The sequence below is a fragment of the Ruegeria sp. ANG-S4 genome (assembly GCF_000814005.1).
Lineage (GTDB): Bacteria > Pseudomonadota > Alphaproteobacteria > Rhodobacterales > Rhodobacteraceae > Ruegeria.
The window spans coordinates 365497-385208 of sequence record NZ_JWLK01000004.1 but is presented as its reverse complement, the minus strand read 5'-3'; the positions used below and the strand labels follow the sequence as shown (position 1 = coordinate 385208).

The following is a 19712-nucleotide window of genomic DNA, read 5'->3' as shown; positions in this document are numbered from 1 at the left end:
GACCAAATGACCAAACGCATCGCTTTTCAAGGGGAACCCGGCGCTTACAGTCATGAAGCTTGCCGTACCGCACGGCCGGATATGGACGCCCTGCCCTGTCGTACCTTCGAGGACGTGATCGAATCGGTTCGATCCGGTGAGGCGGAACTGGCGATGCTGCCGGTGGAAAACTCGACCTATGGGCGCGTCGCCGATATCCATCGGCTGTTACCGCACAGCGGTCTGCACATTATCGAAGAGGCCTTTGTGCGTGTGCATATCAACTTGCTTGCTGTCCCGGGTGCGACGCTTGATGATATCACCGAAGCGCATTCGCATCTGGTTCTGCTGCCCCAATGCGCCGGCTTTCTGAAAGAACACGGAATTCGCGGTCGTGTGAGCCCGGACAATGCCCGCGCCGCGCGCGAAGTGGCAGAGGCCGGTGACAAACACTCGGCGGCGCTGGCCAGTGAAATCGCCGGAGAGATTTACGGCCTGGATATTCTGGCACGGCACATCGAAGATCAGGGCGACAATACGACCCGCTTTCTGGTCATGTCCCGGCAGGCCGACACATCCCGCCGCGGGGCACATGGCATGATCACCAGTTTCGTTTTTCAGGTGCGCAACATTCCCGCGGCGCTTTACAAGGCAATGGGCGGTTTCGCGACGAACGGCGTCAATATGACCAAGCTGGAAAGCTACATGATTGATGGATCGTTTACGGCGACGCAGTTCTATGCCGATATCGTAGGTCACCCCGAGGATCTAAACGTCAGGCTTGCGATGGAAGAGCTTGAGCATTTCACCACAAATGTGGAGATTCTTGGCGTGTTCCCGGCTGCCCGGCCAAGAGGGTGATGCGCCACGCGGTCAACTGAATTCCGATCGCCTTAAACCGCTGCGCCAGGCACCCAGCAACATCTTGATATTTGCATCAAGCCCATCCTCGGAATTGAGCTCAAGATCGTACACGCGGGTCTTATGGATGCTGCGCTGGTCCCGCTCCGCGCTGCCGATGGGGCGGTCGGCGCGACGCCTTTCGCGCTCGGTCAGGACCGGCAATGCACAGTGAACGGCAACAAAAAAGACATCGTGACGCGCAAACTGTTGACTTAACGCAGACGCCCATCCGGGTGTGTCCAGAATATGCTCCAATATCAGGTTGTTTCCGGCGTCGGCATAGGCACCCACGGATCGATGAAATCCGTCAAAGATGCGTTCACGCTCTTGTCGCCAATCAAACGCGCCGTCGTGGAACCTGTTCATCGGCAACATGCCTGAATCTCGCAGGTGATCTATAGAAACATGCCAGAATGGGATCTCGATCCTTTTTTGCAACGCCTGCGCCAAGGTCGTCTTTCCGCTGCTTGATGCGCCGTGCAGAAATATCACCTGAGCCAATTCACATCTCCGGTACTGTCTGTGGTCGGTCTTCGGCGGTTCAGGTCCGATGCCGGTAACGGTCTTCAATCTCGCGTGCGAAGTCACTTAGCCTGGACTGGAACTGTCGCCGGATTCGCGACTGGCCCAGTTTCATGGATTGCAATAACAACTTTGCTGGCAGGGTTTTGGCAGATAGCGACATCGACAGAGTCAGGCGGGTTCGGTTTCTTGATAGCGCCAGCAAATCAACCTTGGTGATCCCGACCATACCTTTGCCATTGGCCTGAAATTCCATCAGCGCCGGATCGTCCCGTTCCGTCATTTCAATCGTGACCTCGCGCGGCTTGCCCCGGATATTGAACTTGGTTTCCCAAACGGTTCCCGCTGCCACCGGTCCCCTATCCGCAACGCGCCGCACATCAGCGCCCCGCCGAAGGGCCATACGTTCGAAACGCTCGAAATCGGCAACCATTGCGAACACATCATCAATGGGGGCTTCAATGTCTTCTTGCGCTGAGAACTTCATTGTCTGTCTTGTCTGCCCTTCTGCCAGCTCAATTTCGCGTCAGTCCAGCGTATCCGCAAGCCAGTGATGCAACAAAAAATGGGCAATCGCGCCTTTGCGCGCTGGCAGCAGGTTGGGGTGCTCGCCCGAAAATGCCTGCATCATTTCGGTTCTGGTGACCCACATGGCATCTTCGATTTCAACCGGGTCGATCTTTATGTCGCGTGACAACGCCCGCCCTGCACACCCCATCATCAAGGATGCCGGAAACGGCCAGGGTTGACTGGCCAGATACTGCACTTCGCCAACCGGTACCCCGGCCTCCTCCATCACTTCCCGACGCACTGCAGCTTCCAGTGTTTCACCTGGCTCTACAAACCCCGCCAGCAATGAATACATGCCTTCAGGCCACCCCGGGGAACGCCCCATCAGGACCGAGTTTCCATGCGTTATCAGCATGATCACCACCGGGTCTGTGCGGGGAAAGTGATGTGCGCCGCAAGCCGGGCAACTGCGTTGCCAACCGCCCTGCGAAATCTCGCTCGGCGCACCGCAGCGGGCGCAAAACCGGTGCGTATCGTGCCATGCGATCACAGCTTTCGCAGTCGCGGCCAGTTCTGCGTCACGTGGCGACAGTCTGGTCATGATCCGACGCAGTTCGGCAAAGACATGGCCGTCGGGCAAATCGGGGTGCTGTTGTTCAGTCCGGTCAACGAAGTCGCCGACGCCCGACAGATCCAGTCCTTCAGCCTGCCAGCCGGATATGTCCATGGCGAAAAGTGGCGCGCTTGCGTCGTTGTTGCCGAGAAAGACGGGCGCTTCAATCGCGCCGCCCGACGCGTTTTGTATCAGGTCGTGGCGCATTGGCACCAGGGCAAGACCGTCCAGATCCGGTCCACGGACCAACACCTTGCCGCGCCACACCATCACACATTGCGCGTCGGGATGGGTGGTTGCCTGCTTCATGCTGTCTGCGTCGCCGCGAATATGGGCCGCGCGGTCCAGACCCGAGCCCCCGAATGTCACCTGTTCCGCGCGCTTCATATTTTCTTTCCTTCGCTTCCGAGCCAAGGGCTGCCATGTCTTGACCTCTGACGCAACGGCGTTTCAATACGCACGGGTCCGGTGCCGCCTTCGAAAGGCCGAACGATCGCCTCGGAAATTGCATTAACGCGAAGTTTAGTGAACACAAGATTACCAGTTCCATCAGAAGCAAGAACTTTGGAAGACACAAAAAGACCGCCGCAAGGCGAAGACCCGCAAGCCACGGCACGGGTTCGAATACTGGCCACGTCAGATCTGCACATGAACCTGATTGGTCACAACTATTATTCCGATTGCAGAGATGAGCGAATCGGATTCGCCAGAACCGCCACTTTGATCCGACAAGCGCGACGTCAGACCGAGCGGGATGGCGCATTGACCCTGCTGTTCGACAACGGAGATTCGCTGCAAGGCACCCCGCTTGGCGATTGGGTCGCGCAGAATAGCACAGGCCTGCACCCATTGCCCTTGGCATTCAAGGCGCTTGGGTATGACGTGGTCGGGCTGGGCAATCATGACTTCGGATTTGGATTGGACTTCTTGCAGCAGATCGCCAAGCAGTCCGTCTATCCGATTGTCAGCAGCAATGTCACTTTCAATGACGGTTCGAACAGCATCTGGCAAAAGGCGGTTGTCCTGACCCGCACAGTGATGGTGAACGACTTTCCTGAGGAGCTGAAAATTGGTGTCCTCTCCGTTCTGCCGCCCCAAACAGCCCAGTGGGAGGCCCATAAGCTTGGCGGCCAAGTCACGGTCGACGACATCCTGATCGCTGCACAAGACACCGCAAGCGAGCTTCGCCAGGAAGGCTGCGATCTCATTGTTGCATTGGCGCATACCGGGCTTGGCCCGGCTGAGGCAGCTCCGGGTCTGGAGAATGCCGCCATTCCCCTTGCCGCGAACAAGGAAATCGATGCCGTTGTAGCAGGACATACCCATCTGACTTTTCCGGCAACCGCACCGCAAGGTTTAGACTATGTCGACCATCAGAAGGGGCTGGTTCACGGCACGCCGCTGGTAATGCCCGGATTTGCCGGGTCGCATCTTGGCGTGATCGACCTTGACCTGGCACGGGATGACCGAAACCGATGGCGCATCTGCAGAAGCAAGTCAGAGATTCGGGCAATACATGGCGGCAATGGCGCCGCCACGTTCGAGGTCGCAGAGGACGTTGAAATCACCAAACTGCTGGGAAACGCGCATGATGCGACCCGTGCCCATGTCGCCCGGCCAGTGGGTCGAACGCGCCAAAGGTTCCACAGCTATTTTGCCTACTGCGCGCCGGATCGTGGATTGGCGTTGCTGGCCGCAGCACAGGCAGCCGCTTTGCGCCCGTTCCTGACGGGCACGTCCCTTGTAGACCTACCTGTGTTGTCCGCCACGGCACCGGCCAAATTCGGGGGACGCGCCGGGCCCGAGTTCTATACCGATATACCCGCAGGCGATCTTTCCGTCCGCCATGTAGCCGACCTGCACGTCTTTCCGAACGAGTTGCGCGGCGTATGTGCCAACGGCGCGCAAATCCTCGATTGGCTTGAGATGTCTGCCGGGCTCTACAACCAGCTATTGCCGGACAAACTGCGCGACCTGCATGATCCATCGCGCGCGGGTCACAATCTGGATGTCATGCATGGTCTGTCCTATCAGATTGATCTGTCCCGACCCGCTCGCTTTGACGCAAACGGCAACCTGGTTGACCCATCGCATCGCCGTGTGCGTCATGTGGTATTCAATGGCCTGCCAATCGACCCGGAGCAGTTGTTTGTCGTCGCAACAAACAACTACCGCGCCAACGGTGGTGGCAATTTCCCGATCGCCAATCAGGGTGGGGCTATCCCTGTTCCGCCGCTGCAAATTCACGACGTGCTGACAGAGTATCTGGCTGCACAGAACAGGCCCGATCCACTCGAGACTGCGCCAAGGCCCTTTTCCTTTGCATCGCTTGGCGGCGTTCGCACCGTTCTGAAAACAGGGCCGAAAGCCCGAAAGTATATGGATGAACTGTCAGAATACGCACCGCGGGATTTGGGCCTTGATCCTGACGGGTTCTTGCGCGTTCAACTGACCTTGTGACGGGTTGCCATTTTATCACGAGACGCCTATATCGTGGGTTGAGAGGTTGGCGCGGGCGAGCGCCTCGCCAACCTGGTCAGGTCCGGAAGGAAGCAGCCACAACGAGCCCCGCTTGGGTCGATGTCCAACCTCTCACTTGATCCACTCGGCCGCAGGAGGGCGTTTATGATTGTTGCAATGACCCTTCAGGCGGATCGGTTCTAGATCTACTTCTTCGGTTCTGCCTGAACACATAGCCAACGAATGCGCGTACGCCATTCGTTTGGTCCGCTGTCCCTGAAAACAGGCAGACCAATGAAGTATTCCCTATCGGACCTCGGATGGTCCTCTCACTTTGCTGCGCAACATGCAGCAGACCCCTCGTTCGCACCGTTTCGCATCAGCGCCGTCCATCGGGACCGCCTGATCGGAATATCCCCGGGCGGCGAAACACCGCTGTTGACGCCCAACCGGTCAAGCGGTGACTTTACCGTCGGTGACTGGGTGCTGGTTGACGAAAACCAGCGTGTTCAACACCTGTTGGAGCGGCGCAGCGTTTTGCAGCGTCGCGCTGCGGGAACAGGCGCGGAACCGCAGTTAATCGCCGCCAATGTTGATGTTCTGTTCATTGTCAGTTCCTGCAATGCCGATTTCAATCTGCCCCGGCTCGAGCGCTATCTTGCACTTGCCCATCAGGCTGGGTGCTATCCGGTTGTTGTCCTGACCAAAGCCGACACCTGCGAAGATCCTGGATCTTACGTCACGCGCGCCGAAGAATTGGGGCCCTTTTTGACGGTTCTTGCGATCAATGCGTTCAGGCCAGAAGACATCGCGCAAGTTCTGTCCTGGTGTCCGAAGGGTCAGACCGGCGCATTGGTCGGGTCATCCGGCGTCGGAAAAACGACATTGGCCAACGGAATGACCGGTCACAGAGATGCCACAGCACCCATTCGCGAAGATGACGCGCGCGGACGCCACACGACAACGGCCCGGGCGGTACGAAGACTGCGCAATGGCGGCTGGTTGATCGACACCCCCGGAATGCGGGCGCTGAGATTGATGGACGCTCAAGAAGGTGTGGACGAAGTGTTTTCGGACGTGGCCGAACTGGCGTCAGCGTGCCGGTTCTCGGATTGCCAACACATTTCGGAACCGGGGTGCGCCGTGCAAAAGGCTATCGCTGAAGGCTCGTTGGACCCGTCCCGGCTGGAGCGGTGGCGCAAGCTGCGCCGCGAGGATCGGCGCAACTCGGAAACCATTGCCCAGTCCCGCGCGCGCAACAAGGCGTTCGGCAAGATGGTGCGGTCGGTCATGCTCGACAAGAAATCCCGCAAGGGGTTCTGAGGGTGTCGGGCGCTGAGTCAGCGCCCGGCCCTATAGGGCAATCAGTCGGGGCCACACAGCCGCGTTGCGACGGGCAAAGGCCCCGATATGGCCTATTTCTTTCAGGCCAAATTCCTGCGGGGACAGCAAATGTCGACGCGTGTCCGGTCCATAGAGATCGGCAAGTCGCCAAACGGCCTCGGGCGGGACCATCTGATCGTCATCAAAAGTGAACAGGTCCACCTGTCGACCGGCCTTTGGCCAGTTTGCGTCCGGCAGCAAGTTCCCGATGTCGGGGACATAGTTTTTGGGTGCCGTGCACCAGCGCCGCCATTGCCAATATACCGCTGCCGGCAAATCTGTTCCGAATCCGGTGAGTTTTCCCGGAAGATAGCCCAGCATCCGCGTCGCCAGCGGAGCGTGCCCATACCAGAATAACCAGGCCAACGCACGATATGGCCAAGGGTGATCCGCCAGCGTCACCAACCCCGAGCAGACGCAGATCATACGATCTATCTGTTCGGCGTCTGGCTGAACCGGGCCCAACATGGCACCCACCGAATGTCCGATCGTCCAATGCGCGGCGTCAGGAAACCTCCGCCGCATCTCGGCGCGCGCGGCGGGCATATCAACCAGCGCCCAATCCGCCATAGTCGTCTTCGCGCTCGACATGCGCCGTTGAACGGAATGCCCGAAATCGCGGTAGTCATAGGTCAGGCAAGCGATGCCCTGTTCCGCTGCCAACCACCTGGCGAAATGTCGGTAATAGTCCCTCGGAACGCCGGTTGCGCTGTTTATCACCACAACTGTCTTGGGATCAGTCGCGGGTAAGTACAAACGGGCCGACATAGTTGCCTGACCACATGGGATGGGGAAGTCCTCGGTCAGAATCGCAGTTTGAGTGTCCAGCATCGCAAGCTCCGAACCAATTCAATGAATTTTTAAACCAATCAGTTCACTTTCGGTAATCGACCGGTTTTGCTGTTCCAAGTCAATACTTTGGTAAGTTGACCAAACGTCCACTTGTGTCCGTTTCCTCGAACACGGGCGATATCACCTCGCAAGCTGCTTGACTCGGACTGGTATCGCCCGATAGCGATGCTGTGATGGTTTCCGCGCCCCTGATCGGGGTCCGGGATGAAAAGGGAACACGGTGCGGCCCAGCCGGTTTATTCCGGGACAGCCAAGTCCGCGACTGCCCCCGCAACTGTAAGCGGAGAGCAATGCCGAAATACCACTGGCCGCAAGGCTGGGAAGGTCGGCAAAGCGACGACCCGCAAGTCAGGAGACCTGCCATCAGGAACTGAAACCGAAACTCGGGCGGGGTGTCCGGGCAGGGTAGGACCGCACCGTGCGGATACTCCTGATCTATACCCCTCGTCTGCTATGCGCGGAGGGCGCATCATGATCTGGAAGTCCAACACACATCAATTCTCGGCGACCGTTTGCCAGCGCACTGGAAAGACCTGCCCGGCATTGGCACGCATGGCGCGCGCACTTGTTCAGTCAATCTCGACAGCCGGGTCTGCGACGACACGAGAACTGGAAATCGAAGGCAGCGCCGAACTGACCCACTGCCCCGGCGGCTGCACCGCAAGGTTCCGTGCGCAACCCGACGAAATTCGCATCTTCTGTGGCACGCTTCCCAATTCGGATATCGACAAGCTCGACGATTATGCCAATCTGATGTTTGGAACCGGACCGAGCGCATTGCCGTCAGGCGCAATCACCGATCCGCCGTGCGCAATGCTGCAGGCACTTGCATGCGAACCCACGCGGTCCGCGACGGCGGATGCGCGCGCGAGCGTCTGATTCAAGACGCGGCAAGCGCCACCGACGGTGCTGTGGCCCAATGCAATTGATCATCCGTCTCGACAGCACAAGGCCGCAAGGCACGCAAACGCGTCAATGCGGTATCAGGGTTTTCGCCGCATTCCACCATCAGGCGCAACACGACCATCCCTGACCGTCCGCAGCCGCCCCGGCAATGAACCAGAACGCGACCACCGCCCGACAGCGCCTGCCGTGCCGAGGCGCTGACACTTTTCCAGCGCTCGCGGATTTCCGCCGACGGCGCACCGAAATCGTCGATTGGCAGGTGCGCCCACCGGCTTGCCCGGCTTTGCACATCTCGTCCAAAGTCCCGGGCGCCGTCCTTGATCATCTCGATTTCGGTCGTCATGGAAATCACCAGACCCGGTTGCCATCCGGCGACAAGCTCAAGATCACCGGCATAGTCCCCACCCCGTCCCGGCATAGAACTAAGCGCCAATGAGCCACCGCCCACCTGCAATGCATGAATCACCATCTGAGACATCTTTGCGTTCCCCCCGAAACGAAAATCAGAAAGTCTTACCCCTGGCCTATGAGTCGGCGATGTTACCTGTGCGGACCCCGTTTCCAAAACAAAAATCCTGCCGACCCGCTGTGGACGCGGCGGGCGGGGCCAACTACGCTGCACTTTGAATACGAATCCGCCAGAGCAGACATGACCGATACCCCAACGCCCGCCTATCAGGTTCTCGCCCGAAAATATCGCCCGGAAACCTTCGCCGATCTGGTGGGCCAGGATGCGATGGTGCGCACGCTCAAAAATGCGTTTGCGGCGGACCGGATCGCGCAGGCTTTCATCATGACCGGAATTCGGGGAACCGGTAAGACAACCACCGCCCGGATCATTGCGAAAGGCATGAATTGCATCGGCCCGGACGGCAATGGCGGCCCCACCACCGAGCCTTGCGGCGTCTGCGAGCATTGTACCGCGATCATGGAAGGCCGGCATGTCGACGTGATGGAGATGGACGCGGCCAGCCGAACCGGCGTGAATGATATCCGCGAGATCATCGACAGCGTGCGTTACCGGGCCGCCTCGGCCCGCTACAAGATCTATATCATCGACGAAGTTCACATGCTGTCGACCAGCGCGTTCAACGCGTTGCTCAAAACGCTGGAAGAACCGCCCGAGCATGTGAAGTTCATCTTCGCGACAACCGAAATCCGCAAAGTGCCGGTGACGGTTCTGTCCCGCTGCCAGCGCTTCGACCTGCGCCGGATCGAGCCTGAGGACATGATCGGGTTGCTCAACAGGATTGCCGCGTCGGAAAACGCCCAGATTGCCGAGGATGCGCTGGCCCTTATCACCCGTGCCGCCGAGGGCTCGGCCCGTGACGCAACTTCGCTGTTGGATCAAGCCATTTCGCACGGGGCTGGTGAAACCACCGCGGAACAGGTTCGCGCCATGCTGGGCCTCGCCGACCGGGGCCGGGTTTTGGATCTGATGGACATGATCCTGCGGGGCGATGCAGCCGGGGCGCTGACAGAGCTCAGCGCGCAGTATGCCGAAGGTGCCGACCCGCTGGCGGTGCTGCGCGACCTGGCCGAGATTACGCACTGGGTCTCGGTCGTGAAGATCACTCCTGACGCCGCCGAAGACCCGACCGTTTCGCCGGACGAGCGCGCCCGCGGCCAGCAGATGGCCGAGGCGCTGCCGATGCGTGTTCTGACCCGTATGTGGCAGATGTTGCTCAAAGCGCTCGAGGAGGTTTCGGCAGCACCAAATGCCATGATGGCCGCCGAGATGGCGGTTATCCGCCTCACCCATGTCGCAGACCTGCCCAGCCCCGAAGAGCTGATCAAACGGTTACAGGACACCCCGCCGCCTCCGAACAGCGGACCGGGGGGTGGCACACCCTCACCGTCCCCGCGCAATGCCGCGCCTCAGGCCGCTGCGCAACCGGCATACACCGCCGCGCCAAGCGGCCCGGCAGGCGCCCCAACAACGGCCTTGGCTCAGGATGTTCAGACCGCTCTGGCGCGTTATCCGACATTCGGACATGTTGTCGAGCTGATCCGGTCAAACCGGGACGTCAAACTGCTGGTCGAGGTTGAAAACGGTGTCCGCCTGGTCTCGTACCAACCCGGGCGGATCGAATTCACGCCGACCACGCAGGCACCCACCGACCTGGCAGCGCGTCTGGGGTCGGCCCTGCAGCGCTGGACCGGCAACCGCTGGGCAGTATCGATTACCTCCGAAGGTCAGGCCTCGACGATCGCCGAACTCCGGGATGCCGCAGAACTGGCTTTGCGCAACGAGGCCAAAGAACATCCGTTGGTCCAGGCGGTTCTCGCTCACTTTCCCAAGGCCCGGATCACAAATATCGAGACGCCCGAGCAACGCGCTGCGAAAGTCGAAACCGAAGCACTGCCCGAGGTCGAAGACGAATGGGACCCGTTTGAAGAAGACTGACCCTGCGACCCTGCCCCGGCCCTTGTGTCGAACGAATGGCGCCCGTATTTAAGCTTCAAACGGACTTACAGGAGAATTCCGATGCTCAAAGGACTAGGCGGTCTGGGCGATATGGCCAAGATGATGAAATCCGCGCAGGATTTGCAGACCAAGATGACGGACATGCAGGAAGAGTTGAACACCATCATGGTTGTCGGCGAATCCGGTGCCGGTCTTGTCAAAGCCACCGCCACCGCCAAGGGCGAACTCAAGGGCCTCGACATCGACCCGTCGATCTTCAACGGCGACGACAAGGAAGTGGTCGAGGACCTGATCCTCGCCGCCATCAAGGACGCGCAGACCAAAGCCGCCGAACGCTCGCAGGCGGAAATGGCCAAACTGACCGAAAGCATGGGCCTGCCCGCAGATATCAAGCTGCCGTTCTGATCTTCATCTTTTCAAAAATACTCCCGCCGGAGGCTGCCTCCGGCGCCACACAGGACAGGCCGTGAGTTCGAACAGCGACATTGAAAACCTGATCGACCTGATGGCCAAACTGCCCGGCCTCGGCCCGCGCTCGGCCCGTCGCGCGGTGCTGCACCTGATCCGCAAACGCGCGCTGCTGCTGACCCCGTTGTCAGACACGATGCAACAGGTCGCGGCTACCGCCCGCGAATGCCTGAACTGCGGCAATGTCGGCACCACCGATATCTGCGACATCTGCAACGACGAAGCCCGCGCAACTGGAGAGCTTTGCGTGGTCGAAGACGTTGCCGACCTCTGGGCGATGGAGCGCGCCGGCGTGTTCAAAGGCCGATACCACGTTTTGGGAGGCACCTTGTCAGCACTGGACGGTATCGGCCCCGAAGACCTGCGCATCCCGCGCCTGAAGGATCGAGTGGTGGCCGAGGGTATCACCGAGATCATCCTCGCCCTGAACGCCACCGTCGACGGCCAGACCACCGCCCACTACATCGCCGATCAGCTTGAGGGACAGGTCCGCCTGACCTCATTGGCGCAGGGCGTTCCGATTGGGGGTGAGTTGGACTATCTGGATGACGGGACGATTACAGCAGCGCTGCGGGCGCGTAAGGAGTTGTAGTCGCAACCCCCACAACAGTCTCAAAGTAATTGTTTACACAGCTTGCCTTAGAGCGATAGTTTTTGACCTGTTTTTGCCAATTGAGTTTGAAGACAGGAAATTATGATAAGATTTCTGATAAGAGCGTTGTTCGGATCTTTCCGAAAACCCTCAAGGATTCCACGCCGATACAGTGCCACAAATCCTTCCAGTAGACCAAGCATCAAGCGAAACGCTTCGCCCCCTCCGTCGCGACTACCAACGACCGATACCTTAAAGGGCAAATGTCACGTAATCGATGGCGACACGATCGTTATCAGCGGTACAAAAATTCGAATTGCAGGGATCGACGCACCGGAGTTGGAGCACCCATGGGGAAAGAAATCAAAGTTTGCTTTGATTCAAATGTGCAAAAGGCAAGTAGTTACTGCGATAGTCAGTGAGGAACCGTCATACGACCGCATCGTTGCCAAATGTGTACTACCGGATGGGACCGATGTCGCCGCTGAACTTGTGCGACAAGGATTGGCGCTTGATTGGCCCAAATTCTCTGGTGGAGCATATTCTCATCTTGAACCACCAGACGCACGTAAGAAATTGTGGCGAGCGGCTGCACGTCAAAAAGGCCATATGAAAGCATTCAATTCGGAAGTTAAACCGAAGAGGGCACCGGGCCAGAAATGATTGATCGCTAGCTCAGCAAAATTGCAAATGCGTGGTGACCTTTCGGCATTTGGGTCTAAAAGTTAGAAAACAGAATTTGAATGCATTCATTGGAGTTCAAAATGACCCGCCTTCTCGCCCTCACCCTAGCCGCCTTCACCGCAACCGCCGCCCTCGCCCAAGACCTCATCGACAAAGGCTTCGTCGAAGGCTGGAACATCATGATGGACCCAGCACTCGGCAACGGGTGCCTGATCCAGACAGTGTATCAGGACCTCTCGGTGGTGCGGATTGGCTATGATGCGCTGGACAATCGCGGCTATTTCGCCGTTTACAACAAGGCTTGGGGCGACATCAAACAGGGGGAAAGCTATCCGATCCGGTTTGAACTGGACGGAAAGAGTTACGACGCGACTGCCATCGGGTTCAACGAACGCGACGTACCCGGCGCGACCGTATTCTTCACCGACCGCAGTTTCGTCAACGCAATTGCGCAGAACAAAACCCTGACGGTGTACAACCCGGCGGGCGACGTGGTGATGGCGATTGATCTGAACGGAACCGCCAAGGCACTGGAATACGCGCGCGAGTGCCAGAATCGCGAACTTTAGCGAATCGGATCAAACAGCGCGTCGGTGGCCGTGCAATCCCGGATCACGTCACGCCCGCAGGGCACGGGTTCAAGATCACGAGACAGGCACAAGCGCACCTCTTCGATATAGCCTTGTTTGCAGGTGACGGTGATCATATCCCGCTCCAACCCCGGATTGGCGTTCAGAAACGCTTCTTCCACGACCGAGGCCGGAAGTTTGACCGAGCTATCCAGCTTGCGGAACACTTGCGGGCGCTCAACGCCCTCAAATGCCTGCCGGGATAGCGCAAAGTAATCGCGCGGCGACAGGCCCGAACACGTCCCGTGTTTTTTCCACTGGTGCCAGGCCAGTCCGGAACTGCCCTGAATATCCGCCATATCGCGTGTCATCGCGCGCGAGGGCGGGGCCTCGGATGTGCGGCAATAGGCGGGCCAGCCCTGATGGTATTGCGGCCAAAGACCATGCAGGATCCAACCGTGATCGTGGCGCGTATCGCATTGATCAGAACCTCGCGCATCACCTTCGCGCGCACACCAATTCGGCGACCAGCTGAGCGCCAGCACGTAGTAGTCGAATTCACCCGCTTTTTCGCCATCGGCAAACGCCGCCATTGCGGCCAGCATCCACAGAACAAACGCGGTAATCCCCTGGCGCATTCGCCTCTTCCCTTCTCAGCCCGACGCGACTATATACAGCCCAAGTTCCCCGACAACGGAAACCTGCCCCAAAAATTGCGGGGCCGCCGAATTCCGGCGACGGGACAGATGTATGTATAGGAGACGGGCTGATGGCAAAACCGCTTATGGCCAAGGCTACCGCCGTTTGGCTGGTGGACAACACCACGATCAGCTTCAAGCAGATCGCGGATTTCGTAGGGATGCACGAGCTGGAGGTGCAGGGCATCGCCGATGGTGACGTGGCCGCCGGCGTCAAGGGTTTTGACCCGCTTGCCAACAACCAGCTGACCCAGGAAGAGATCGAAGCGGCGCAGGACAATCCACTGCACAAGCTGAAGCTCAAGTTCAATCCGGCCGCCTCGGGCGAGGAAAAACGCCGCGGCCCGCGTTACACTCCGCTGTCCAAGCGTCAGGACCGTCCGAATTCGATCCTGTGGCTGGTCAAGTTCCATCCCGAACTCAGCGACGGTCAGATCGCCAAGCTGGTCGGCACCACCAAACCCACGATCCAGTCCATCCGAGAGCGCACGCATTGGAACATCTCGAACATGCAGCCGATTGACCCGGTTGCACTGGGGCTGTGCAAACAGTCCGAGCTGGATGCGATCGTCCAGAAGGCCGCCGCGAAGAAAGCCGCCGAAGGTGGCGTGATGAGCGACGACGAACGCCGCAAGCTGGTTTCGACCGAACAATCGCTGGAAATGGATTCGACGCCCAAGATTCCAACTGCGATTGAGGGTCTGGAAACCTTCTCGCTGTCCGATGATGGCGAAGAAAAAGAAGAAGCAGAGCCCATTGTGGATGCGGACAGCTTCTTCAACCTGCCCAAGGGTGGCGGTGAGGACGAAGACGAAGACGATTTGCGCCCCTGATTCAGGTCTGGCCCCGGCCCTTGTCGCCGGGGTCTTTCTTTTGGGAAATCGCTATGCTGAACCTACTATCTGCAATTTTTGGCCCGCACCGTGCCGTCTCCATCTATGTGTTTTTGAAAACAAAGGCTCTGGCGATTGCCGGGGGTGTCGTGATGATCGCGATTGTAACCAGCCTTTTTTTGCTTGGCGATGATGGCGATCATGAACACGAGGCCTTTATGACTGTCGCGGTGCTTTCTGCGACTCCGATGAATGGTGATCTAAAGAACGGCGTGATCGCCTCGGTCCGATTGCCGGACGGAACGGCCACATCGATCACGTCGAACGAGGGGCCGGTCGCGCAAACCGTAGGCACCAGCGCCTGCGTGGAAAAACGGGTCTATGTCGAGAGTGGCGAGGCACGGTACAGATTCAAACTACCCCGCTATTGCGAGGCAGGGTAAGGGCAATCCGCCCGGGCATTGCCGGGCGGGATTTGTCTTAAAGCATCTGAAACAGAATACCGGCCACAATCGCACCGCTGATACCCAACCCAAGGTATGTGGCAAACACCCTTGGTTTAACCAGCGACCAAACAGCCGCCATCGCGGGGATCGAGCTGACGGCGCCAGCAACCATGAATGCCATCGCCGCGCCCGCTGTCATCCCCTGCTCCATCAGCCCGGCCAACAGCGGCGGTGCAACGTACGAATTCAGGTAGGCGGGCATACCGACCAGCGCGGCAACCACGATGGGAACGATCCCCTCGCCACCAACGACACGCGCAATCAAGTCTGCCGGTACGTAATTGACCAAGAGCGCTTCGAGCACATAGGCCAACGCCAGCCACTTGAGCAGGAACAGACCGTTGTGCACAAACTCGGAGCGGAAACGCATGCGGCGCTCGGGTTCTTGCCAGAACTTCCAGACCGGTTTGTCATCCATCTTGGGGCCGCAACCACAGCAGCCAGTTGGTTTATATTCCCGCAGCGGCTGCGCAAAAGCACCCCCGCGCATCAAAAAGCGCACGGCAAACCCGCCGAACAAACCAAGCGCAACCGCAGCCACGGCTTTGCCGATTGCAAAGGGCCAACCCAGCGCGGCGGCCGTGATCAGCAAGGTCGGCGGGTCGATCAGCGGCGAGCTGAGCCAGAAGGCCATGACCGCCGACAATGGCGCACCCAGGGCCAACAACCCGGCGATAAACGGTATCACCTCGCAAGAACAGAATGGAGCCAGACCACCAAACACGGCAGCCAGAAAAATCATCCGGGTCTCGCGTCCTTCAAACGCGCGTGCGACCATGACCTCGGCCCCGGTCGCTTTGAGGTATGATAACAGCAGCACGGCAAACAGGATATACTGCCCGGTATGCGCCAATGCCTTACCGGCAAAAGTGACAACCGCGATCCAGTTTCCCGGGTCGAGAATGGCGACCGCCAAAAGTAGCGCCAAAATCAACGCCCACGGCGTCTTGATCATTTCGACAAGCGCCTTGGGCGACACTTTCGGGTTTTGCGTCAGCTCAGCCATCGTTCGCGGCCTTTCCAAATTCATCAGCGCAACATTCGGCAAGGATAAACTGCGCGAGATTTCTAAGCTCATCATAACAGGCGCGATTGATGGTGCTGCGCCCAACTTTCTCTTGCTCGACAACCCCGCCCGCGGCCAGAAACCGCAGATGATGGGCCAATGTCGACGGAGCGATTCCGGTGCGGTCCTGAATTTCGCCCACGGTCAATCCAGCCTGTCCGGCACGGACCAGAGTTCTCAGAACTTTCAACCGGGCTTCGGACCCCATGGCAGAAAACCCTGCAGCAGCTGTTTCCCACATTCGATTTCTCCATTAAACTAATTTTCTAGTTATTTAGTTCAATCAGCAAGACACGTCAACCCTTAAGACAAAGATCCCTTCATCCGCCTTATGTCCAGATTGCAGCCACTGTAAGTCCAGCCTATAACCTGTTCATGAGCATCTCAGTCGACACATTCTTTCTTGAGCCCAACGGCCAGGGCACCTTGCAGGCCCGCATTCAACAGATGATTGCCGAAGGTATTCTGTCGGGTCGGTTTCATGTGGGTGAGAAGCTGCCATCCTCCAGAAACCTTGCCGCGCATTTGGGTGTCAGTCGGATCACGGTCACGCTGGCCTATACCGAATTGTTGGCCAACGATTACCTTACCGCCAAGGATCGCTCGGGATACTACGTGTCTCAGAACGCGCCGGTGCCGCCAAAATACACTCCGTTGCAGCGCGGAACCGAAACCGTTGATTGGGATGCCGCGCTGGCCAGGCGGTTTTCGGGTGGTGACTTTCTGCACAAACCCAGTGATTGGCAAAACTACCGGTACCCGTTCATCTATGGGCAGGCCGACAGAACCCTGTTCGATCATGCCAACTGGCGCCTTTGCGCGGTGCGGGCATTGGGGCACAAGGACTTTGACACACTGACGTCTGACTACGTCGATCAGGACGACCCCCTGCTGATCGAGTTTATTGCGCGTCACAGCCTGCCGCGCCGGGGCATCGCCGCGCGTCCAGAAGAGATCCTGATCACCATGGGCGCACAGAACGCGCTGTGGCTGGCGTCGCGTATTCTGCTGACCCACAACCGCAATGCGGTGATCGAAGACCCCTGTTATTACGCGTTGCGGACATTGCTAAACTACTGGGATTGCAACGTTACCCCATTGGGCGTCGACCGCGATGGCCTGCCACCAGAGCTGTTGCCAGACAACACCGACGTCATATTCACCACACCCAGCCACCAAAGCCCCACAACAGCAACCATGCCGGTGGATCGCCGACGTCAGCTGCTGGATCGCGCCCGCGCGCTGGATGCGATGGTCGTTGAAGATGATTATGAGTTCGAAATGGCCTTTATGGATGCGCCTTCGCCCGCGTTGAAATCCATGGACCAGGATGGGCGGGTGATCTACGTCGGCAGTTTCTCAAAGTCTTTGTTCCCCGGTCTACGTCTGGGTTACATGGTCGGGTCAGAACCCTTCATTCGCGAGGCGCGGGCGTTGCGTTCGCTGGTTCTTCGGCATCCCCCCGGCCATATGCAACGCACGGCGGCCTACTTTCTTTCGCTTGGGCACTACGATGCCCAGATCCGACGCATGTCCAAGACACTGGCCGAGCGTCGACAGGCTTTGGATACGGCAATAGAACAGTTCGGACTGACCGTCGCCGGGCGCGGTATCATCGGCGGGTCTTCCCTTTGGATGTCTGCACCTGAACATGTCGACACAACGAAACTAGCAAGAACGCTACAAGATCAAAGCGTGCATATCGAACCCGGCGCATCCTTTTTCTCAGAGCCGGACCAACCGCAGAATTTCTATCGCCTTGGCTACTCCTCGATCGCGGCCGAACAGATTCCCGCCGGCGTGGAACTGATCGCGAACGCGATCGGCGACTACTGACTCGGCGCTGGACTTATTTCGCCTCTCTGTCTGGCCCTAACGCCGCCGCGCGCCATGCTCCAAAACCAAGTGCAACGGCAGGGCGGCATGCCCGGCCAGTCCTTACTTGCGCGGAGATCAATCAGATGAAAATGACGACCGAAGAGGCCTTTGTTAAGGTTCTGCAAAAGCACGGTATTGAACATGCGTTTGGAATCATCGGTTCGGCGATGATGCCGATCTCGGATCTGTTCCCAAAGGCAGGGATCATGTTCTGGGACTGCGCGCACGAAGGCAGCGCCGGCATGATGGCGGACGGCTACACCCGCGCCACCGGCAAGATGTCGATGATGATTGCGCAAAACGGCCCCGGCATCACCAACTTTGTGACCGCTGTGAAGACGGCATACTGGAACCACACCCCGCTGCTGTTGGTAACGCCGCAGGCGGCAAACAAGACGATTGGTCAGGGCGGCTTTCAGGAAGTCGAACAGATGAAACTGTTCGAAGATATGGTCGCCTATCAGGAGGAAGTGCGCGATCCGACCCGTGTGGCCGAGGTCCTGACCCGTGTGATCAGCCAAGCCAAACGTCTGTCCGGTCCGGCACAGTTGAACATCCCGCGCGACTTCTGGACTCAGGTCGTCGACATCGAAATCCCTGATCCGGTTGAGTTCGAGCGCAGCCCGGGCGGCGAAAACTCGGTCGCCAAAGCGGCTGAAATCCTGTCGAATGCCAAGAACCCGGTCATCCTCAACGGTGCTGGCGTGGTTCTGTCCGAAGGCGGAATCGACGCGTCGATCGCGCTTGCCGAACGCTTGGATGCTCCTGTCTGCGTTGGCTACCAGCACAATGATGCGTTCCCCGGCAACCATCCCCTGTTTGCCGGTCCGCTTGGCTATAACGGCTCGAAAGCCGGAATGGAGCTGATCAAAGACGCCGACGTCGTGCTGGCACTGGGCACCCGCCTGAACCCGTTCTCGACCCTGCCGGGCTACGGCATGAGTTATTGGCCCGAGAACGCGACAGTCATTCAGGTGGACATAAACCCAGATCGCATTGGCCTGACGAAAAAGGTCACCGTGGGCATCGTTGGTGATGCGGCAAAGGTTGCAAACGGCATTCTGCGGCAGCTGTCAGACGAAGCTGGAAACACCAACCGCGCCGAACGCAAAGCCAATATCGCGCAGAAGAAATCGGCTTGGGCTCAGGAACTGACCTCGCTCACCCACGAACAGGACGATCCGGGCACGACTTGGAACGAACGTGCCCGCGCGGCCAAACCTGACTGGATGAGCCCGCGCATGGCGTGGCGTGCAATTCAGCAGGCTCTCCCACGCGAGGCGATCATCTCGTCCGACATCGGCAACAACTGTGCCATCGGCAACGCCTATCCTGATTTCGACGAAGGCCGCAAATACCTGGCCCCCGGCCTTTTTGGTCCGTGCGGTTACGGCCTGCCGGCAATTGTTGGCGCGAAAATCGGGCAACCCGACGTGCCGGTTGTCGGTTTCGCCGGTGACGGCGCATTCGGCATCGCGGTGAACGAATTGACTGCAATCGGTCGCTCGGAATGGCCCGCCGTGACCCAGATCGTTTTCCGGAATTATCAATGGGGCGCGGAAAAGCGCAATTCGACCCTTTGGTTCGATGACAACTTCGTCGGCACCGAGTTGGACACGCAAGTGTCTTATGCCGGTATCGCGCAAGCCTGCGGATTGAAAGGTGTCGTTGCACGCACGCAAGACGAACTGACCGCCGCCCTGAACCAGGCCATTGAAGATCAGAAAAACGGTATAACCACCCTGATCGAGGCAATGATCAATCAGGAGCTCGGGGAACCCTTCCGCCGCGACGCAATGAAGAAGCCCGTTGCTGTAGCCGGGATTTCGTCGGACGACATGACAGCGCAGGCCGGGACGTAA

The 19712-nt window shown here is 58.7% G+C and carries 21 protein-coding genes, 1 other RNA gene and 1 riboswitch; of the genes, 14 read left to right on the top strand and 8 right to left on the bottom strand.

From position 1 onward, the window contains the following. The first annotated feature begins 6 nt into the window (after nt 1–6). The gene (locus tag RA28_RS12700) at nt 7–840 is read left to right on the top strand and encodes a prephenate dehydratase (RefSeq protein WP_039529155.1); all 834 of its coding nucleotides are present in this window, start codon (nt 7–9) and stop codon (nt 838–840) included. Between the two features lie 12 nt (nt 841–852). On the opposite strand, the gene RA28_RS12695 is transcribed toward RA28_RS12700, so the two are convergent. Genes RA28_RS12695 through nudC form a run of 3 tightly spaced genes read right to left on the bottom strand, consistent with a single transcriptional unit; the run spans nt 853 to nt 2914 of the window. After that, complete coding sequence (locus RA28_RS12695) at nt 853–1374, bottom strand: chloramphenicol phosphotransferase CPT family protein (RefSeq protein ID WP_241481134.1); 522 nt, start codon at nt 1372–1374, stop codon at nt 853–855. A gap of 49 nt (nt 1375–1423) precedes the next feature. Next, a complete protein-coding gene (locus RA28_RS12690) occupies nt 1424–1891 on the bottom strand; it encodes an SRPBCC family protein (protein WP_039529148.1) in 468 nt (155 codons plus the stop codon). 39 nt (nt 1892–1930) lie between these two features. Next, the gene (gene nudC, locus RA28_RS12685) at nt 1931–2914 is read right to left on the bottom strand and encodes an NAD(+) diphosphatase (RefSeq protein ID WP_039529145.1); all 984 of its coding nucleotides are present in this window, start codon (nt 2912–2914) and stop codon (nt 1931–1933) included. Between the two features lie 177 nt (nt 2915–3091). Between nudC and RA28_RS12680 the strand changes: the two genes are divergently transcribed. The 3 genes from RA28_RS12680 (at nt 3092) to rsgA (ending at nt 6310) form a co-directional block, all read left to right on the top strand. Next, nucleotides 3092–4987, top strand: a complete 1896-nt coding sequence (locus RA28_RS12680) for a bifunctional 2',3'-cyclic-nucleotide 2'-phosphodiesterase/3'-nucleotidase (protein ID WP_039529142.1) — start codon at nt 3092–3094, stop codon at nt 4985–4987. Between the two features lie 39 nt (nt 4988–5026). Further along, an RNA gene (gene ffs / locus RA28_RS22510) (signal recognition particle sRNA small type) lies at nt 5027–5125 on the top strand. A gap of 156 nt (nt 5126–5281) precedes the next feature. Next, nucleotides 5282–6310, top strand: a complete 1029-nt coding sequence (rsgA, locus tag RA28_RS12675; RefSeq protein ID WP_039529139.1) for a ribosome small subunit-dependent GTPase A — start codon at nt 5282–5284, stop codon at nt 6308–6310. Between the two features lie 30 nt (nt 6311–6340). Here rsgA and RA28_RS12670 read toward each other — a convergent pair whose 3' ends face one another. Then, nucleotides 6341–7201 (bottom strand): alpha/beta hydrolase family protein, encoded by an 861-nt coding sequence (locus RA28_RS12670; protein ID WP_039529135.1) that lies wholly within the window; start codon nt 7199–7201, stop codon nt 6341–6343. Nucleotides 7202–7379: 178 nt separating this feature from the next. Continuing rightward, nucleotides 7380–7601: riboswitch (cobalamin riboswitch) on the top strand. Nucleotides 7602–7693: 92 nt separating this feature from the next. Between RA28_RS12670 and RA28_RS12665 the strand changes: the two genes are divergently transcribed. Then, complete coding sequence (locus tag RA28_RS12665) at nt 7694–8101, top strand: hypothetical protein (protein WP_039529486.1); 408 nt, start codon at nt 7694–7696, stop codon at nt 8099–8101. A gap of 1 nt (nt 8102) precedes the next feature. Here RA28_RS12665 and RA28_RS12660 read toward each other — a convergent pair whose 3' ends face one another. After that, nucleotides 8103–8606, bottom strand: a complete 504-nt coding sequence (locus RA28_RS12660) for a protein-tyrosine phosphatase family protein (RefSeq protein ID WP_039529132.1) — start codon at nt 8604–8606, stop codon at nt 8103–8105. A 171-nt stretch (nt 8607–8777) separates the two neighbouring features. Between RA28_RS12660 and RA28_RS12655 the strand changes: the two genes are divergently transcribed. The 5 genes from RA28_RS12655 (at nt 8778) to RA28_RS12640 (ending at nt 12869) form a co-directional block, all read left to right on the top strand. Further along, nucleotides 8778–10535: a DNA polymerase III subunit gamma/tau gene (locus RA28_RS12655; protein WP_039529129.1), complete on the top strand. Its 1758-nt coding sequence runs from the start codon at nt 8778–8780 to the stop codon at nt 10533–10535. A gap of 81 nt (nt 10536–10616) precedes the next feature. Then, nucleotides 10617–10961 (top strand): YbaB/EbfC family nucleoid-associated protein, encoded by a 345-nt coding sequence (locus RA28_RS12650; RefSeq protein ID WP_039529126.1) that lies wholly within the window; start codon nt 10617–10619, stop codon nt 10959–10961. 61 nt (nt 10962–11022) lie between these two features. Then, nucleotides 11023–11616 (top strand): recombination mediator RecR, encoded by a 594-nt coding sequence (gene recR, locus RA28_RS12645; protein ID WP_039529123.1) that lies wholly within the window; start codon nt 11023–11025, stop codon nt 11614–11616. 102 nt (nt 11617–11718) lie between these two features. Beyond that, on the top strand, nt 11719–12279 hold the full coding sequence (locus RA28_RS22505; protein WP_082029817.1) for a thermonuclease family protein: 561 nt from the start codon (nt 11719–11721) through the stop codon (nt 12277–12279). Between the two features lie 101 nt (nt 12280–12380). After that, nucleotides 12381–12869 carry a hypothetical protein gene (locus RA28_RS12640; protein WP_039529484.1) on the top strand — a complete coding sequence of 163 codons (489 nt, stop codon included), beginning with the start codon at nt 12381–12383 and terminating at the stop codon, nt 12867–12869. Here RA28_RS12640 and RA28_RS12635 read toward each other — a convergent pair. Further along, entirely contained in the window at nt 12866–13507 is a 642-nt protein-coding gene (locus tag RA28_RS12635) for a ribonuclease T2 family protein (protein ID WP_052261456.1), read from the bottom strand. The genes RA28_RS12640 and RA28_RS12635 overlap by 4 nt on opposite strands. A gap of 131 nt (nt 13508–13638) precedes the next feature. On the opposite strand from RA28_RS12635, the gene RA28_RS12630 reads away from it, so the two are divergent. Beyond that, nucleotides 13639–14400 carry a DUF1013 domain-containing protein gene (locus RA28_RS12630; RefSeq protein WP_039529120.1) on the top strand — a complete coding sequence of 254 codons (762 nt, stop codon included), beginning with the start codon at nt 13639–13641 and terminating at the stop codon, nt 14398–14400. A 53-nt stretch (nt 14401–14453) separates the two neighbouring features. After that, entirely contained in the window at nt 14454–14843 is a 390-nt protein-coding gene (locus RA28_RS12625) for a hypothetical protein (protein ID WP_039529118.1), read from the top strand. Nucleotides 14844–14880: 37 nt separating this feature from the next. Here the strand turns inward: RA28_RS12625 and RA28_RS12620 are convergent, their stop codons facing one another. Beyond that, nucleotides 14881–15912 (bottom strand): permease, encoded by a 1032-nt coding sequence (locus RA28_RS12620; protein WP_039529115.1) that lies wholly within the window; start codon nt 15910–15912, stop codon nt 14881–14883. Then, a complete protein-coding gene (locus RA28_RS12615; RefSeq protein ID WP_039529112.1) occupies nt 15905–16213 on the bottom strand; it encodes an ArsR/SmtB family transcription factor in 309 nt (102 codons plus the stop codon). The genes RA28_RS12620 and RA28_RS12615 overlap by 8 nt, the downstream gene beginning before the upstream one ends. A 134-nt stretch (nt 16214–16347) precedes the next feature. Here RA28_RS12615 and pdxR point away from each other — a divergent pair, with 134 nt between their 5' ends. Both pdxR and xsc read left to right on the top strand, forming a co-directional pair. Then, a complete protein-coding gene (pdxR, locus tag RA28_RS12610) occupies nt 16348–17808 on the top strand; it encodes a MocR-like pyridoxine biosynthesis transcription factor PdxR (RefSeq protein WP_039529109.1) in 1461 nt (486 codons plus the stop codon). A gap of 125 nt (nt 17809–17933) precedes the next feature. Further along, nucleotides 17934–19712, top strand: a complete 1779-nt coding sequence (gene xsc, locus RA28_RS12605; RefSeq protein ID WP_039529106.1) for a sulfoacetaldehyde acetyltransferase — start codon at nt 17934–17936, stop codon at nt 19710–19712.

What these genes read in the sequence shown, in the direction of transcription:
- RA28_RS12670 (WP_039529135.1), bottom strand. Translation starts at nt 7,201, where the DNA reads ATGCTGGACACTCAAACTGCGATTCTGACCGAGGACTTCCCCATCCCA.
- RA28_RS12665 (WP_039529486.1), top strand. Translation starts at nt 7,694, where the DNA reads ATGATCTGGAAGTCCAACACACATCAATTCTCGGCGACCGTTTGCCAG.
- pdxR (WP_039529109.1), top strand. Translation starts at nt 16,348, where the DNA reads ATGAGCATCTCAGTCGACACATTCTTTCTTGAGCCCAACGGCCAGGGC.
- RA28_RS22505 (WP_082029817.1), top strand. Translation starts at nt 11,719, where the DNA reads ATGATAAGATTTCTGATAAGAGCGTTGTTCGGATCTTTCCGAAAACCC.
- RA28_RS12655 (WP_039529129.1), top strand. Translation starts at nt 8,778, where the DNA reads ATGACCGATACCCCAACGCCCGCCTATCAGGTTCTCGCCCGAAAATAT.
- nudC (WP_039529145.1), bottom strand. Translation starts at nt 2,914, where the DNA reads ATGAAGCGCGCGGAACAGGTGACATTCGGGGGCTCGGGTCTGGACCGC.
- RA28_RS12630 (WP_039529120.1), top strand. Translation starts at nt 13,639, where the DNA reads ATGGCAAAACCGCTTATGGCCAAGGCTACCGCCGTTTGGCTGGTGGAC.
- RA28_RS12690 (WP_039529148.1), bottom strand. Translation starts at nt 1,891, where the DNA reads ATGAAGTTCTCAGCGCAAGAAGACATTGAAGCCCCCATTGATGATGTG.
- RA28_RS12620 (WP_039529115.1), bottom strand. Translation starts at nt 15,912, where the DNA reads ATGGCTGAGCTGACGCAAAACCCGAAAGTGTCGCCCAAGGCGCTTGTC.
- RA28_RS12635 (WP_052261456.1), bottom strand. Translation starts at nt 13,507, where the DNA reads ATGCGCCAGGGGATTACCGCGTTTGTTCTGTGGATGCTGGCCGCAATG.
- RA28_RS12625 (WP_039529118.1), top strand. Translation starts at nt 14,454, where the DNA reads ATGCTGAACCTACTATCTGCAATTTTTGGCCCGCACCGTGCCGTCTCC.
- RA28_RS12660 (WP_039529132.1), bottom strand. Translation starts at nt 8,606, where the DNA reads ATGTCTCAGATGGTGATTCATGCATTGCAGGTGGGCGGTGGCTCATTG.
- rsgA (WP_039529139.1), top strand. Translation starts at nt 5,282, where the DNA reads ATGAAGTATTCCCTATCGGACCTCGGATGGTCCTCTCACTTTGCTGCG.
- RA28_RS12650 (WP_039529126.1), top strand. Translation starts at nt 10,617, where the DNA reads ATGCTCAAAGGACTAGGCGGTCTGGGCGATATGGCCAAGATGATGAAA.
- RA28_RS12615 (WP_039529112.1), bottom strand. Translation starts at nt 16,213, where the DNA reads ATGTGGGAAACAGCTGCTGCAGGGTTTTCTGCCATGGGGTCCGAAGCC.
- RA28_RS12640 (WP_039529484.1), top strand. Translation starts at nt 12,381, where the DNA reads ATGACCCGCCTTCTCGCCCTCACCCTAGCCGCCTTCACCGCAACCGCC.
- xsc (WP_039529106.1), top strand. Translation starts at nt 17,934, where the DNA reads ATGAAAATGACGACCGAAGAGGCCTTTGTTAAGGTTCTGCAAAAGCAC.
- RA28_RS12700 (WP_039529155.1), top strand. Translation starts at nt 7, where the DNA reads ATGACCAAACGCATCGCTTTTCAAGGGGAACCCGGCGCTTACAGTCAT.